This is a genomic window from Streptomyces sp. NBC_00876 (genome assembly GCF_045207435.1).
Taxonomy (GTDB): domain Bacteria; phylum Actinomycetota; class Actinomycetes; order Streptomycetales; family Streptomycetaceae; genus Streptomyces.
In genome coordinates, this window is the sequence record NZ_CP108800.1 from 694,603 (window position 1) to 711,407 (window position 16,805).

Consider the following 16,805-nt stretch of genomic DNA (forward strand, 5'->3'; position numbering starts at 1 on the left):
CGCCGGCCCTGCGGCCGACGAACCCACGACGGGAGATCAGCTCTGGTCCCGAGATACCTACCTCGACTCCGAAATCAAATAGGAAACCGATGAGGAGATAGTGGGCTACGAGCGGCACCTCGTCAAGCCCCGCAGAGCAGTCCGCCGCCGCGGCCCGTCGGCACGACAGGGGAACGAGGCTGAATCTCCATCGCTAGGCGCTTCGAACCACAGGAAGTGGGCTACACATTGAAGCGATGACGGAATCGGCCGAGCCGCCAGGTCGAGCGACCCCTGAAGGGTCACGTGCATGACTCGCTGGAGGCGAGCGTAAATCCTATAGGGAAGTTGGTCAAAATCATTGACATGATCCGTCCGTGCCGGTGCACTTCTGCACAGTCCTCACCCTCGAAGAAGGAGCCGCACGGCCATGTCCTCCCCTTTCCCTGTCCAGCCTCCCTCCGAGGGCAAAGACGGCATGTCGCGCCGTGGCGTCCTGCGCGCCGCGGCGTACGGTGGCGCATTGGCCCTGACCCCTCTGGTCGCCAATCCGACCTCGGCGTCCGCGGCATCGGGCGGCTCCCGACCGGTTGCGACGAAGGCGGTGCGGCCCCCCGAGCTCGCCCGCCACTCCCTCTGGTACCGGCTCCCCGCCACGGACTGGCAGTCCCAGGCGCTGCCAATCGGCAACGGCCGGCTCGGCGCCATGCTCTTCGGCCGGCCCGACCACGAACGGATCCAGTTCAACGAGCAGAGTCTGTGGGGCGGAGTCAACGACTACGACAACGCGCTCGCCGGCCAGGGGGACGGTGCCTTCGACACGAGCATGACCGGCTTCGGGTCCTATCGTGCCTTTGGTGACGTCCTGCTCTCCTTCGGTGCCCGGCCGGAGGTCACCTCTCCCGGTGGTCCCTACCAGACTGCCCCGAACCAGGGCTTGGGAAATGCAGTCGACGGCGACCCGCGGACGAAATGGTGCATCGAAGCCCCGCCAAAGGAGGTCATCTGGCAGGCCGCCCTCACCGCACCTGCCGCAGTGTCGGCCTACCGGCTCACGAGCGCCGAAGACGTCCCTGACCGGGACCCTCAGAACTGGACTTTCCAGGGCTCGGCGGACGGAACCGCATGGACCACACTCGACACCCGGTCGCTTCCCGGCCCCTTCGACAGCCGCAACCAGACCAGGGAGTTCACTTGCTCCAACAGTGCGGCCCATACGTTCTACCGCTTCGTCTTCACGCCCCGCCCAGGAGTGAGCCACTTCCAGGTGGCCGAGATCGCCCTTGCCGGGGTCGACCTCGGCGGCCGGCACCTCCTGTACGTCTCCTCACCCTCCGGCCACGCCGACGGCTCCGGACGCGGGCACGACATCTCTCGGAGCATGGACGGGAACGGCTCCACGGTGTGGAGAGCGGCCGACGCAACCGGCGGAGCAGTGTGGCAAGGCGACCTCGAATCAGCTGCGACGGTCACCGGCTACAGCGTGACGGCTGCGCCTGACACCCCGCAAGAGGATCCCGGTTCGCTGACCCTCGAGGGTTCCGCCAACGGTCTGGACTGGACCCCCCTCGACGAGCGCGCCCTCCAGCCTGCACTCCAGCGCGGTGAGCGTCGGCAGTTCACCATCGGCAAGCCCGGGGCTTTCACCCGCTACCGTCTGACGCTACGCCCGAAGTCCGGGTCCAAAGCCGTGCGCGTCGCCGATGTCCGTCTCACCGGAACCGAGCTCGACACAGCGCAACTGGGCCCGGTCATCGAGTATCACCGTGCACTCGACCCCGAGTCCGGAATCCACACCACCCGGTTCGGGTCCCCCGGACAGAAGGTCCTGCGAGAGGCCTTCGCCAGCCGGTCAGCCGACCTGCTCGTCCTGCGCTACGAGGCCGACCGCGCCGGCGCACTCGACTGCGACATCGCACTCACCTCCGCACAGGACGCGCCCGCATCGGTCGATGCCGCAGCGGGGACCGTCCGATTCGGCGGCACCATGGGCAACGGCCTCAAGCATGCCGCCGTCCTCCAGGTGACCGACACCGACGGTTCCGTGACCGCCGCGGGTTCCCAACTGCGGGTTCGGTCGGCGACACGCATGACCCTGCTCCTCGATGCACGCACCGACTACAGACTTGACGCCGCCGCGAAGTGGCGCGGGCCGGACCCCCAGCCCGCCATCACGGCAGCCCTCGCCACCGCGTCCCGACGGTCCTACAAGGCGCTGCGCAAAGCACAACTCGCCGAGGCCGGCGCGGTGGCCTCGCGTGTCTCCGTGAACTGGGGGCGCACCGATGACGGAACCGCCGCACTCCCGACAGACGCGCGGCTTGCCCGTTACGGAGCCGGCAAGTCCGACCCCGGACTCGAGCAGAGCATGTTCGTCCTCGGCCGCTACCTGCTCCACAGCTCATCGAGACCGGGCGGCCTGCCCGCGAACCTCCAAGGGCTCTGGAACGACAGCAACCAGCCGCCGTGGGCATCGGACTATCACACGAACATCAACGTCCAGATGAACTACTGGGGCGCGGAGACGACGAACCTCAGCGAGAGCCACGAGGCACTTGTCGAGTTCGTGCGCCAGGTGGCGGTGCCCAGCCGCGTGGCGACCCGGAACGCGTTCGGCGCCGAAACCCGAGGCTGGACGGCCCGCACGAGCCAGAGCGTCTTCGGAGGAAACGCCTGGGAATGGAACACCGTTGCCAGCGCCTGGTACGCGCAGCACCTGTACGAGCACTGGGCCTTCACCCAGGACCTCACGTACCTGCGCGACGTCGCCTATCCGATGATCAAGGAGATCTGCCAGTTCTGGGAGGACCGGCTCGTCGAGAACGCGGCCGGTCAGCTCGTGTCCCCCAACGGGTGGTCACCCGAACACGGTCCACGCGAGGACGGGGTGATGTACGACCAGCAGATCATCTGGGACCTCTTCGGCAACTACCTCGACTCCGCGGCGGTGCTCGACGTCGACCCCGACTACCAGGCCACCGTCGCCACCATGCAGAAGCGGCTCGCACCCAACAAGATCGGCCGGTGGGGCCAGCTCCAGGAATGGCAGACCGACCGCGACGACCCGAATGACATCCACCGCCACACCTCTCACTTGTTCGGGGTGTATCCGGGCCGTCAGATCACGCCCGACACGTCGCCCGAACTCGCGGCAGCAGCGCTCGTCTCGCTCAAGGCGCGGTGCGGCGAGAAGGAAGGCGTCCCGTTCAGCGAGGCCACCGTCACCGGTGACAGCCGGGGATCGTGGACCTGGCCCTGGCGGGCCGCGCTGTTCGCGCGTCTCGGAGACGGCGAGCGCGCGCGGTACATGGTCCGGGGTCTCCTGCGGTACAACACGGGGGCGAACCTGTTCTGCAAGATCCCTCCGTTCCAGATGGACGGCAACTTCGGCATCACCGGCGCGATCGCCGAAATGCTGCTGCAGAGCCACGAGAAGGTCATTCACCTCCTGCCGGCGCTCCCGAAGGACTGGGCCGACGGCTCGTTCTCGGGTCTGCGGGCCCGCGGCGGCTACGAGGTCAGCTGCACCTGGCGGAGCGGGCGTGTCACGGACTTCACCATCGTGGCCGACCGGGCGCACAACCGGGACAAGGTTGCCGTCCGCGTCAACAACAAGGTGGTCTGGGTCAAGCCGGTGAAAACCCGCCGCGGCAACTGACCCCGACGCCCTCATGGCCAGGCCCTGTGTCCGTGGACGCCGTCCGGCATCCACGGACTCAGGGCCTGCCATCCGATGAACGGAGTGGACCTGCCTGCCGGCGAGCGCCACTCACGGCCTCGGCCTCTGGCGCACTCTCTCTTGAGTCCGTTGTGCGAAATCGACACCGGCCGGGTGCGGTTGCCTGGTGGGAAGGACGGTCGAGGAGGCGACCACGACGCCTCGACTGCGCTGCTGTCGGTGACGTCCACCAGGTGGAAGGTCACACGCGCGCTGCTCTGTTCCAGACCGCCGGAGCTCACGGTGCCTGCGCCCTGGTCCAGGCCGAACGAGGCGAATGCCCGCGCCTTCGCGTGAGTACCACTCGATCGGTCAACCGCCCCTGCCCACTCCTGTGCCATCGCACCCCCACCCGAAGCCGCGGCCTCGATCGTGCGGCGCTACGGGCACAGCCGCCACCCCACCCGCGATGGGCACTTGACAGCCTAGCTGCTATATCGCCAGGCTCCTTACTGCGTCACTCCATGCCCGCTTCACGGCCGGTGCCCGACGACCGAAAGTCCGAACAGGTGACCTCCCGCTATGTCCTGCGCCTACAGGTGGATCCCGACGCCGACCCGGCCGGAGTCGGAGACCGGCTGCTTGCCATGGCGCGCAGTGCGCGCGCCGAGGAGATCTGCGTGTTCCTCTTCGGCATGGAATACAACGACGGTCACGACAGCCTCGACCGGATCGACCACTGGTTGACCGCCACGCGTCCCTGGCGCACCATGCTCCGTGCCGAGGGCATCGCGGTGAGCCTCAACCCCGGCCACACCGTCGGCCACAGCGACTGGGCCCGCTCGTTGGCTCCGGACCAGGCATGGCAACGGATGACCGACCAGTCCGGGATGACCGCCGCCGCCCAGGTGTGCCCTCTGGACCCTGCATGGCGCGCGTACTACGCCGAGACGCTGCGCCGCTACGCAGCCGAGGACGTGGACGCGGTGTGGATCGAGGACGACATCCGGCTGCACAACCACCGGCCTCTGGACTGGGGGGGCTGCTTCTGCGAACTGCACCTGGCCGAGTTCACGCGCCGCACCGGTATCGCCACCACCCGGGAGGAGCTGGTCGCCGCCTGTACCGCACCGGGCGAACCCCACGCATGGCGTGGTCGGTGGCTGGACTTCTGGGATGCGACGCAGCGCGAGCTGCTCACGTCCTGGCGCGACATCCTGGGTGACCGGCTGGGCCTGATGTCCTCGCGCATCGATCAGCACGCCGCCGAAGGGCGCGACTGGTCGGCGTGGCTCGAACTGCCCGGTCTGCACCGCCCGCACTTCTGGGCCTACTCAGACACGGGAGGCACTGAACTGCCTTACGCTTCAATTCAGTTCGACATGCAGCGCTCGGTGCAGCCGGACGCGGTCCGCATCCTTCCGGAGATCGAGTGCTGGCCGTACGGGCAGTGGAACAAGTCGTTCCGGCAGACCGCCGCGCAGATGTCGCTGGCCCATGTGCTCGGCTGTGACGGGCTGGCGATCAGCCTGTACGACTTCCTCGGCAACCACCCGGACGACGAACCGCGCCGGGCGCACTTCCTCGCCCAGTGGCGCGACACGTTCGACTGGCTCTCCAAGACGTTCCCCAAGTCCTTGCGGACCGTCGGTATCGGCCTTCCATGGTCACAGGCGACCGGCCGGCGGGTCCACACCGAGACGGCTCGCTGGCAGTCGCTCGTCGTGGAGCAGGCCGGATGGGCCGGCCTGCTCGGCGCCACCGGCCATGCGGTGACCGGTCGCGGCGGCGCCAGGGTCAACGCCCTGTCCGGGGACACCGCCTGGGCCTTCGACGACGCCGAACTGCGCGAGTGGCTGAGCGGCGGACTCCTGCTGGATTCCGTGGCCGCGCGCATCCTCTTCGAACGGGGTTACGGCCCCTTGATCGGTGTGACCTCTGTCCGCCCCGCGCCCGAGGGGTACGTCCGCGAGGTGTGCACGGACCCGGAGTTCTCGTTGCGGCAGGGATGCCTGATCTCCCTCGACGTGGAGAGCTACGACCGCGCGGATCTCACACACGTGGAACACCTTCCGGAGGCACGCGTGGCAAGCGTCGTGCACGATCAGCTCGGGCGTGTGACGGGCCCCGGCCTGATCCTCCACAACAACGACCTCGGCGGCCGCATCGCGGTCGTCCCGTGGCCCGCGCACACGGCGGACCACGTACGGATGAACCCGCAGCGAGCTGTCCAGCTCAGTGCCGTCCTCGACTGGATCTCCGACGCGTCCCATGCACGAGCCACGGGCCATCCCTGGTTGGTGACACAAGCACTCACAGATGAGCGCACTTGGTGCGTGGTCATCTGGAACGCGTCTCCGGATGAGGCGGACGACATCCGGGTCCGGCTCCCTGTCGGCATGCCGGAGCCGGCTACGGCAGTCCAGGTCACCGCGCGCGGCACTCGCATTCCCGTGGGCTGGAGAGATGGCGGTGTCATCCTCGAACAGCCCCTGGGCCAGTGGGAGTACGTGGTGCTGAGCACCTAGAACTGACTCATCTGCCCCACCACGGCATCGGCCGACTCAGCCGGTGTCACCATCGAGGCCTTGGCTGCTGCCGACGGATCTCCCCATTTCGAAGCCATCCCCGGCGTGGCGCCCACCGTCACGACGCCTCCGACGGGCAGCGACGGGGAATCCCGCTGCGGCCGGGAATACGTCGCGAGCCCGTACGTACTGGCCACTTCACCGCGAGAGAATCGAGCGCTCATGAGACACCTTCTGAGGCATGGCCTGGCCTTCATGTGTTCCCTCATGCTGGTGGCCGGGGCCTCGTCGGCCGCCGCCGCGGCGGGCGGTGAGGGCCGCAGGGTTCATCACGTCGACTGCCGGTCGACCGACGGGCCGGCGAACGGGTCACCCGCCCACCCGTGGCACACTCTGGATCAGGTCAACTCCCTCTCCCTCGGCGCCGGTGACCGGCTTCTGTTCGCTCGCGGCTCACGGTGTACGGGCACGCTGACTCCGCAGGGCGCCGGGCGGCCCGGCCATCCGCTCGTCATCGGCGCATACGGCGAGGGGGCCAAGCCGGTGATCGACGGTGCCGGAGCCCCGGACACCGTCCTGCTCCACAACACCGAGTGGGTGGAGGTCTCCGGCCTGGAGATCACCAACGCGGGGAACCCCGCCCACAACAAACGCGGTGTCCACGTTCTGCTCGACGACTACGGCACCGGCACGCACTACCGGTTGACGGATCTCGACATACACGACGTGCTCGGCGACGACACGAAGCACACCGGCGGCTCGGCGGGCATCCTCTTCTCCGTCACCGGCTCCAAGGTGGAGACGCGGTTCGACGACGTCCGCGTGGAGGGCAACACCCTGCGGACCGTGGACCGGGAGGGCATCTACTTCGCGTCCAGCTGGAACAACCGGCCCGCGATCACCGACTACGACCCGACCGGCCCCCGGTGGCTGGCCGCCACCCGTGTCGTCGTCCGCGGCAACACCCTGGAGGACCTGGGCGGCGACGGCATCGTCATGACCGCCACGGACGGCGCTCTGGTGGAGCGGAACACTGTCCGCGGCTTCCAGCGGCGCTCTGCCGGATACAACGCCGGTATCTGGCCGTGGAACGCCGACCACACCGTCTTCCAGTACAACGACGTTTCCGGCGGTGAGACGACTCGAGACGGTATGGCGTACGACGTGGACGAGGGTTCCTTCGGCACGGTGTTCCAGTACAACTACAGCCACGACAACGCCGGCGGCTTCTTCCTCGTCTGCACTGCGGGCGGCACTCTCGGCGACGCGGTGATCCGCTACAACATCAGCCAGAACGACCGGTTCCGGGGCATAGAAACCTGCTCCGGGTCCTTCGACGACGTGCGCTTCCTCAACAACACGATCTACATCGCCCCCGGCGTCTCCCAGACCGTCGTGAACGAGAACACCGCCCAACGGCACGACATCGCGTTCCGCAACAACGTGGTCGTGAAGGAAGGAGCAGGCACGGCGACATTCACCCTGCGCTCCGGCGGGGTGACGGTGTCGGACAACGTGCTGCACAACGTCACGGGCGCGCCCGCGAATCCGGGTGGAGGCACATCCGATCCGCTGCTGACAGGCCGGGGCACGGCCACGGGGATCGCAGACGCGGGCACGGCGTACGAACTGCACGTGGACTCCCCCGCACTGGGTGCCGGCGCCGCAATCCCCGACATCGGCGACCGCGACTTCTCCGGAAACCCAGTCCTTCCCGGCACGACCCCCAGTATCGGCGCCTACAACGGGCCAGGTGTCGAAGGCGCGCGTCCCAGTCCGGTGGAGGCTCCACCGCTCCCCCCGCTGCTCTCCAACGGCGGCTTCGAGAACGGCCTCACGGGTTGGGCGACACGCAACGCGGCATCCGTCGCCGAGGCCCACGAAGGAACAGGGGCGGCGCGGCTCACCGCACCCGCCGACGGCTTCGCCACGGCGGAACAGTACGTGACGGGCCTGCGCCCCGCCACACGCTACGTCCTCTCGGCCTGGATCAGGAACGACGGCGGGTCCACAGCTCTGGGCGCCAAGGGCTTCGGAGGAGTCGCCACTTCCGTCTTGGTCTCGGGCATCGAATGGACGCTCGCCTCAGTGGAGTTCACCACCGGCCCATCCGGCAGTACGGCAACGGTCTTCTGCTACCGGGAGCAGCCCGGCACAGCGGTCTGCGACGGCATGGCCCTTCGCGCACTCTGACTGAGTGAAGCCATCGGGCACCGGCTCCCACCCGGCCGGCAGCGGCCTTCCCGCGTGGGGATACGGGATCCGGCGGACTTCCCGACCGGCGGGACCTGGAGTGGGGCCGTGTTCCAGCGGTGAGGCGGCCGCCTCGCCACCGCCCATCTCCAGTTCAGGGGCAGCCTCCTACCGGGGTCCCCTGCGGTCATCTCCGGAGTTTCACCCCAAGCTGTGACACTTCGTCATCCATTCGGGAGTCGGGGAGATTCCGGCGCCACACGTGTCTGATAGGAGCTTCTGTGTCCAGAACTTCCCCCATACCCCCCGCACGCACGGGGGCCCGCCGTGCAACGCTGACGGCGTTCGTGATTGCGTCGTCGGCCGGTCTCGCGATTACCTCTCTCGGCGCCTCCGGGGCTGTGGCGGCTGAGAAGAAGCATCCGATCACGATTGCGGTCACGACCGATCCGGCGCTGCCACAGCCGAACGACAACGGCACGGCGTATATCGCCGAGGTCAAGAAGAGCGTGAGCGCTGCGGCGGAGTTGTGGAGCGACGAGTCCGACGGGAACGTCGAGTTCTCGATCGAGGCCACGCGTTGGGTGCCCGGTCTCGGGACGTGCGACGGCGATCGTGGGCACGCCCGTAGCGAGGTGTCAAAGGCCGTCGGCTTCACCGGCGGTCCTCGTAAGCACCTGATCGTGGCAGTCGGCAACTGCACCGGCGGCTCCGCCACGGGCTCGGTGACCAGCGGTCCCGACAGCGGCGGGGCCATCTACGTACCCGGTCTCGGGAGCGGTGGCACCTACGCCCACGAACTCGGGCACAACCTCGGCTTCGGTCACGCCGGCGTGCTCGTCTGCCCCGATGGCATCGTCGACGGCTCGCTGACGGCTGACTGGGGCGAGAAGGGCACATGCAAGGGCTCGGAGTACGGCGACGCGTGGGACGTTCAGGGGGCAACGCGCTCGTGGATGTTCAAACCGCTCTCCAGCCCGAACCGCATCCGGTTGGGCTGGCTCCCTGCGGATCGCTACGAGGTGGTCAAGGGTGCCGGCGTCAACCAGAAGGTGACGATCCGCTCGCGCGACAACGAGTCGGGCCTCGTCGCTGTCCAGGCGACAGATCCGACCACTGGGCGCACGTTCTACGTCGAACTGAGCCAACCGGTCGACCGCGACAAGGGCATCGAAGACCCGGACGGACGCATCACCGAAGCAGAGGGAGCGAAGCTTCGACGCGGCTACGGCGTGCGCATCCTGCGCTACGTCGGCAAGGGGACCTCGACCATGGTCGTGCCCACCGCTGCCGGCAGCGACGGCGTGCGCAACCTGTACTGGTCGGCCGGTGAGACGTTCGAGACCACCGAGGCCGGCCTGCGCATCGAGATCGTCAGTAACGATGGCGGGCAGGCGACGCTGCGGATCGGAGCCACGGCCGACGGCGAAGAACCGCTCCGGGCGCCCGCACCGGCGGTCGCCGGTCTCGACGAGGACACCCCCGCCCACGGCGACGCGGGCGACCCGGCCGACGCCGCCACCGCAGCCCCCGCACCCGCCGCTGATGCGGCGGCCGAGAAACCGACCGACACAACGACTGAAGCTTCGACGCCCAACCTCGCCTCGTCGGGTACCGATCTCTCGATCGGCGTCCTCGGGCTCGTACTGGTCGGCGCCGGTGCCGGCGCCTTCATGATCGGCCGGTCACGCCTCGTGCGCACCCGGCGCTGAGCAAGCTACGTGTGAGGGAACGGCCGCAGAAGACGGTGGGCGGCGGCGTGGATCGCGGCTGCCGGCGGACTGTCTGCGGCCGGGGGGCATGAACGACGGCGTCACGGGTTCGCCACCGCCGCCCAATTGAACCCGGTTGGTTCGCCGAAGCGGGCACCCGGAAGGGCCTCCTCTTGATGTGCGGCTCTGCCGGCTGTGCGCGGTCTTCAGTCCTGGGTGAGGACGTTCAGTTCCGCCGCTCCCGCCCACGGCTGACCGTTGACAGAGCTGAGGGCGACGAGCTTGATGAAGCCGCCGGTGCGTCCGCCGAGCGGGACGATCTGCTCGTCGGCACTGTCGGGCCAGGTGCCCTTGGCGACCGGCGCGCCCCAGTCCTGGCCGTCGGCCGAGACGTAGACCTCGTAGTCCTTGATCCGGTCGTTGGTGTGGTTCTGGCGCGGCAGGTACCTGAACTCCTTCAGCCGGTGGGCGCCGCCGAGGTCGAGTGTGATGTGGTGCGGGTAGTCCGGGGACGAGGCCGACCAGCCGGTGCCCCACCAGGTGGCGGGGTCGCCGTCGAGGGCGTTGACGGCGGGAGTGTCCTCACCCTCGGTCTCCTGGCTGTCGACATCCACGATCTTGATGCGGTCTTGGGGCAGGTAGTCGGGCGGGACCGTACTGACCTCGACAGCGGCCGCGGTCGAGGTCTTCTTCTCACCCGCGGTGTATGACGCCCGGGCGTTCAGGGTGAACGTGCCGGCGGGGATGCCGGCCTTCGGGGTGACCTTCCAGGTCACCTTGGCGGTGGCGCCGGGGGCGACGGAGTCGAGCGTGTCGGAGGTCTCGGGCCGGGCGGTCCAGCCGTCGGGGACGGTCAGCCCGGTCTCGACGGCGGTGGCCGGCGTCGTCTCGCCGTTGGTGAAGGCCACGTCGACGCTGTTGACGGCGCCGGGCACGAGCTTGCCGGACTTGGGGTGGACGGCGAGCGTTGCGCAGGAGGTGAGGTCGTCCGTCTCGCCCAGGTCGGTCACGGTGAAGTCGTCCATCACAAAGTCGGCCTGGTCGGGGGCACTTCCGACCTTGCGGATGCCGATGTAGTAGTCGCCGCAGTCTCCTGCGGTGAACTCGTGGTTGTAGCGGGCCGTGGTCCGCTGCTGCCCGAAGGGAATCTGTTGCGTCTCGGTCGTCCCGGCACCGGTCGCGTTCAGCCGGTCGTATCCGGTGGACAGGGCGTACTGGCCGGCGATGGCGTTCTGGTAGTCGAAGGAGACACGGTAGCGGTGGCCGGGCTCGAACCGCACGGTCTGCGGGATCGTCCGGTAGACGAGCTGGGCGCCCTCCTCGTGGGACTTCAGCGAGTGGTTTCCGTCGAGGGTCTGGTCAATGAGCTGTCCGTTCCAGCCCGCTTGGGTGTACGGGGCGTGCTTCTCGGAGCGCACGGTACGGATGTTTCCGGGCTCGGTCTGCACGAACGGGCCCCAGCCCTGTTCGTTGTCCTCGAAGTCCCAGTGGGCGACGGCGCCCGCCTGCTCGGACTTGGTGGTGTTGACCACGCGGACGTCGTCGAGCTTGACGGCAGCGTCGCCCGCCGCCGCGTCGACGGTCAGCCGCGCCGTCCGGGCCGTGGCCGTGAAGCGGACGGTCGTACGCTGGAAATAGGTGCCGCTCTTCTCATCGATTCCGACGGCGTCCTTCGCTGTCGACCGGTCGATCCAGTTCCGCGCACCACCGGCGGTCAGTGTCACCTTGCGGGACTTGCCAGGCTGTACCTCGGTCCAGGCGGATGCGGCGTAGCGCTTGCCCGGGATGAGGTCACTCAGGGTCGTGGTGAGTCGGGTGCCGGTGGCGGAGCCGGGGATGACGGCTTCGTACTGGCCGAGTGCGTTGCGCTGGACGGAGGCGGGTCCGTCGGTCTGCCAGCCCTTGAGGGTGCCCGAGTTGAAGCCGGGGTCGGTGACGTGGGAGCCCTGGCCGAAGTCCGGCCGCTGGGTGCTGCCGTGGTCGTTGCGGTAGACGACGTAAGGCTGGTTCTTGGCCGCGTCGATGGTGATCTTCCCGTTCTGGACGGGGAGCGTTGCGGCTTCGGCCCGGCCCTGGTCGGTCAGCTTGTAGAGGGTGACCGACTTCTCGTTCTTCCACTGCTTCGGGACCGGCCAGGTGCTGGTGCCGCCGGCCGGGTTCCAGTGGTAGGCCTTGGCGCCGCTCCAGGGGAGGAGGTAGGAGTTGCCGTCCTGCACCTTGTCGTCGCCGACGAACACCTGACGGCTGCCGGAAGCGTCGGTGACGCGGACGCCGCCGGTGAGTTGCACCTCGTGGTCGCTCCAGCGGGTGATCTGCTGTTGCTGCAGGAACTTGGCGGGAAGGTTCCGGTTCCAGATGTTGGCGTAGAACGCGTTCCAGTCGTTCTGGTTGCCCCAGCCCTCCCACTCCTTGATGTTCGCGGAGCCGAGCAGCGGGTTGTCGATCCAGACGTCCTTCTCGCTGTTGCGGATGAACCGGATGACCTGGGAATTGATGCCGCGGTTGGCATCGCCGCCGTAGCTCGGTTCATTGGCCCAGTGTGACCAGAGGGAGGAGCGTTCCATCTTGTCGCCCCACTCGGTGCCGAGCTGCCAGCCCTGTTTGCGCAGTTCGGTCTGGAGGCGGTCGGACTTCCAGCCGTGGCTGTAGTAGACGTCCATGTAGAGGAACTTGAGGTTGGGGTCGGTCTCGTCCCTGAGCTGCTGGAAGCGCTTGGCTATGTCACCGCTGGTGAGATCGCGGCGCTGATCGATGTAGTACGACTGGCCGAGCCAGTCCCAGCCCTTGGCCTTGGCGTCGACCAGCGTGTCGCTGAAAGCCTTGGCCTCCGGGTACGCCTCGGTGGAATTCACGTGGACGCCGAACGAGGCGCCCCAGGCCTTGCCCGCCTTCGCGAGGGCGTTGAGGTCCCCCAGCCCGCCGGCCCGGGTGTTGTAGTTGCCGCCGTAGTCGGGGTGGGCGGAGTCGTGGCCCTCCTGGGCGTAGCCCTTGAGGATGGCGAGCTGGCCGAGGCCGTCGGTGGCCAGCGAGATCCGCTTCACGTTGTCGAGTGTCTTGGTGAAGGGGTTGCTCGCGTAGCTCGCGAAGTTGAAGGGGATGTGGGTGACCACACGGCCGGGGGTGTCCTCGGATCCCTCGGCCCGCACTCCGATCGAGCGGAAGGCGATGGCACCGTCCTGCCAGTCGACCTCGGCGTCGTCGTTGCGGTCGCCGGTGACGACGACCTTCGCCCAGGGAAGCTCCTCGGTGAAGGGTGAGCCCGCGGCGCGGTAGGTCCACTGTCCGCTGGAGATTCCGACCTCGGTCGTCCCGTCGGTCTTGACGGCCTGACGCTTCACGCGGGTGTTCTCGCTGGTGGCCTCGTCCTGCACGGAGTTGGTCTCGATCGCGGCAGCGAGCCGGTCCGTGTTGACGACGGCGTACGCCGAGCCCTGCGGGGACGCGTCGGCGGGTGTGTCCTGGGTGACGGCGGTGAAGGTGTCGCCCTTGCCGTTCTTGTCGGGGTCGACGCGGGCGGCGGTGACGTGCGCGCCGGGCTGGTCCCCGCGTACGGAGAGGAGGTTGTGGCCCGGGATGTCGATGGTGTGGACGCGGAAGTCGGCGGTGTCGGTGATCTTGTCGATCCGGAAGGTGACCTGGGAACCCTTGACCGCGATCTCCGCGTCGATCCGGACGCCGTCGAGGTCGGGGAAGGCCAGCTGGTAGCGGACCGTGGCACCGTCGACGCTCGCGCGGCCCGTGGCCCGGTGCGGCGTGCCGTTCAGTACCACAGTGTCCAGGTGTGTGGCCCGACCTCCGAGGACGGCGCCGTTCGTCCGGTCGGTGTAGTCGACGATGTAGGGGAACTGCGCTCCGGTGCGCACTCGTAGGCCTGCGGATTCGATGACCAGTGGGGTATCCGCCGAGTCCGTTGCCTCGGTCGTCGCGTGCGCCTGCCCCATGACGGCAGGCGACACGGTCAGCACGGCCGCCAGAAGCAGGCCTGCTCGTGAGTATCGTTGCATGCGTACTACTTAGCAGTTAAGCAGCTATGCCCACTAGATCTCGCACACTTCAAGTTCGAGCGGCACTCGGTGACAACTGGCGGCTGAGCCAGTTGTCTTCGGCCTGCACGATCACCAATTCATCAGCCAGGCCTTGTTGGTGGCAGCGGTCACCCGCCGGCGCAGCACTGGGGCATCCGAGAGGTGGCGCCTAGCCGAGCAGTTCGGATCGCGGCCGACTTCGCGAAAGGCGATGTGGGTAGCAGGAAAGGGGGAGGCGCCCTCACGTCGGACTCCGAGGGGCACCCTGCGTGGCGTCCTCGCGTCGGTCGACGCCTCATGCCGGCACGACGGTGGGACGGCGAGGACGGCGGGCATCCGAGGTCGCTTCAGCGAGGGACCACGATCGAGCGCACTGCACCGGAGCAGGCCGAACGCCCGGCAGTAGGCTGATGCCGCCCAGCAGCATCCTCGAAGGAGTCCCGACGTGGCAGTGCGCCGCACCACGCTGTTCGATCAGGTCGCAAGCGAGATCATCACGCTGATCGAGGAGTCCGACCTGAAGCCGGGCGACGAGATCCCGCCGGAGGGCGAACTGGCTGCCCGGTTCGGGGTGAACAGGCTCGCGGTCCGTGAGGCGATCCGGGCGCTGGCCGCGCGGGAGATCCTCGTCTCCAGCCAGGGCCGGCGGGCTCGCGTGAATGTGCCGACCGCACGCGTTTTCGGTCAGATCCTGGGGTTCCGGCTGCGCCAGCAGTCGCTGCGCTTCGAGGATGTGCTGGACGCCCGTGGCGCGGTCGAAGGGGCCATGGCCTCGCGCGCGGCGGTGCGTGTGGGTGCGGGAGCTGCGTCCACGGACGATGCCACCGCACTGCTGGAGAAGATGGAGGAGGCGGTCGACGACCGCGACCGCTTCGTGGCGCTCGACCTCGCGTTCCACCACGAGATCGCCAGGACGGCCGACAACGGCATCCTGGAGCTGGTCCTGGAGTCCCTCGGTGATGTCCTGACCGAGCACCGGCTGGCCAGTTACGACGGCCGTTCCCTCCATGGCGAGAGCCAGCAGGACACGATCACTGCCCACCGCGCGATCCTGGACGCCATCACTGCGGGCGATCCCGAGGGGGCTGTCGCAGCCATGGCGGCACACCTGACGGAGACGGGTGAGGACTTGGAGATCACGCCGTAACGACGCCCTCGCAAGGGCCGGATCCACGGCTTCGCGCAGGCGGTTGGCACGCCCCCGCGAGGCCTCATCCATAACGAATGAACGAGTCGTCCCACCCCACCCGAGCACGTTCGCAGCTTAGCTGCCAATATGCAGACCACTCGGAGCTGCCCTGCTTCCGGGCACGTCGCATGACCAGACGCTTCACCCAGCACGCCGGAGTCGCCGTGGGACTCGCGCTCACCGCCATCGCCCTCACCTCCTGGAGATCCGGGAACCCCGCCAGGAAAGCACCCGGCCGGCGTGGGCCCGCATTCTGGACGCCGGCGTGGAACTCATCGAGGAAGGCGACCACGAAGCGTTCAGCATCGCGGCCCTGAACGACAAAGCGCAGGTCGCTCCCCGGGCCCTGTACGACCGCACCACCAACAAGGACGCCCTGTTCCTCGCCGTCCACGAGCACGGCATCTCGCGCGCGGTCGCCGACCAGCAGATCTTCAGCGAACCCTCGCCCTGGCGGGACCTGGACCCCGGCGAACTCATCACAGCGGCGGTCACAGAGTTCACCGACCTCTTCCGCCGTCACGCAGCCTTCCTGAAAGCGGTCGTACTGCTCTCCGGCGCCCACCCCGAAGTCCAGCGACGAGGCCGCACTCACGTACACGCCCTCGCCGACACCTTCACCGCGCTCCTGCTCCGCACCCGCGACCACATCACCCAGCCCGACCCCGACGAAGCCGCACACCAATGCTTCGCCACACTCTTCTCCACATTGCGCGGTACGCACCGCCCACGGCCCCGACTTCGCCACACACGCCGTGACCCACGACGCCCACAGCGCCTACCTGGCACTCACCGCCCGCCGCACCCTCCTGGCCCGGGAAGTGACGACGTGGACAGCCACGTCAGCCATCAGAGGCGGAATCTCAGGCGCCGCCCTCGTACCGGTGGAGATGTCGCCCGAGGCTGAGCTCCAGATGCTCGCGCATGGCCTCTTCCGCCCTTTCGGGGTTGCGCCGGAGCACCGCTCGCAGGATCCGGCTGTGCTCTACGGCCGTGGCGGGGCTGCCGCCCGTGACCGGACTGAGCCGGAAGAGGTGGAGGTGCGTGTGCAGCCGCTCCACCGCGGCGGCGAGCAGCGTGCGTCCCGAGGCGGAGGCGAGCGCGTCGTGGAAGCGTTGGTCCAGCACGGCGAAGCGGCCGTATACGGCGAAACTGTGGCCCTGGTCGGGCAGGCCCTGCATCTCCTCCACCAGACTCTCGATCCGGTCGAACACGGCGTCGTCGGCCTGCTCCGCGGCCAGAGCCGCGGCCCGCGGCTCCAGAAGGAGCCGCATTTCGAAGAGTTCCTCCACGTCCCGGCGGTCCAACAGCTCGGTGGCACGGTAGCCCGCCAGCGACCGCTTGAGGACCAGGCCGTCCGCCTCAAGGCGGGCCAGAGCCTCGCGCACAGGGGTAGGTGAGACGCCGAGCGATCGGGACAGCGCCTCAATGCCGACGCGGGCACCCGGCTGGATCACGTGGTCCATCACCATCGCCTTGACGGCCTCGTAGACGCTGTCGCCCAGCACCTCGCGCTTCACC

8 protein-coding genes are annotated in these 16,805 nt (G+C 68.3%); 6 read left to right on the forward strand and 2 right to left on the reverse strand.

What is annotated here, in order from left to right:
* Nucleotides 1–409: 409 nt before the first annotated feature.
* The 4 genes from OG782_RS03045 to OG782_RS03060 all read left to right on the forward strand — a co-directional run bounded on the left by OG782_RS03045 (nucleotide 410) and on the right by OG782_RS03060 (nucleotide 10,070).
* Entirely contained in the window at nucleotides 410–3,637 is a 3,228-nt protein-coding gene (locus OG782_RS03045) for a glycosyl hydrolase family 95 catalytic domain-containing protein (protein ID WP_406447833.1), read from the forward strand.
* A 524-nt stretch (nucleotides 3,638–4,161) separates the two neighbouring features.
* A complete protein-coding gene (locus OG782_RS03050) occupies nucleotides 4,162–6,165 on the forward strand; it encodes a hypothetical protein (RefSeq protein ID WP_406447834.1) in 2,004 nt (667 codons plus the stop codon).
* 222 nt (nucleotides 6,166–6,387) lie between these two features.
* Nucleotides 6,388–8,358 carry a right-handed parallel beta-helix repeat-containing protein gene (locus OG782_RS03055; protein WP_406447835.1) on the forward strand — a complete coding sequence of 657 codons (1,971 nt, stop codon included), beginning with the start codon at nucleotides 6,388–6,390 and terminating at the stop codon, nucleotides 8,356–8,358.
* A 281-nt stretch (nucleotides 8,359–8,639) separates the two neighbouring features.
* Entirely contained in the window at nucleotides 8,640–10,070 is a 1,431-nt protein-coding gene (locus OG782_RS03060; protein ID WP_406447836.1) for a hypothetical protein, read from the forward strand.
* A gap of 206 nt (nucleotides 10,071–10,276) precedes the next feature.
* On the opposite strand, the gene OG782_RS03065 is transcribed toward OG782_RS03060, so the two are convergent.
* Nucleotides 10,277–14,074, reverse strand: a complete 3,798-nt coding sequence (locus OG782_RS03065) for an endo-alpha-N-acetylgalactosaminidase family protein (RefSeq protein WP_406447837.1) — start codon at nucleotides 14,072–14,074, stop codon at nucleotides 10,277–10,279.
* Between the two features lie 466 nt (nucleotides 14,075–14,540).
* Here OG782_RS03065 and OG782_RS03070 point away from each other — a divergent pair, with 466 nt between their 5' ends.
* Both OG782_RS03070 and OG782_RS03075 read left to right on the forward strand, forming a co-directional pair.
* Entirely contained in the window at nucleotides 14,541–15,242 is a 702-nt protein-coding gene (locus OG782_RS03070; RefSeq protein ID WP_306085667.1) for a FadR/GntR family transcriptional regulator, read from the forward strand.
* Between the two features lie 307 nt (nucleotides 15,243–15,549).
* Nucleotides 15,550–16,191: a TetR/AcrR family transcriptional regulator gene (locus OG782_RS03075; protein WP_406447838.1), complete on the forward strand. Its 642-nt coding sequence runs from the start codon at nucleotides 15,550–15,552 to the stop codon at nucleotides 16,189–16,191.
* On the opposite strand, the gene OG782_RS03080 is transcribed toward OG782_RS03075, so the two are convergent.
* On the reverse strand, nucleotides 16,148–16,756 hold the full coding sequence (locus OG782_RS03080) for a GntR family transcriptional regulator (protein WP_241200421.1): 609 nt from the start codon (nucleotides 16,754–16,756) through the stop codon (nucleotides 16,148–16,150). The genes OG782_RS03075 and OG782_RS03080 overlap by 44 nt on opposite strands.
* Nucleotides 16,757–16,805 lie beyond the last annotated feature (49 nt).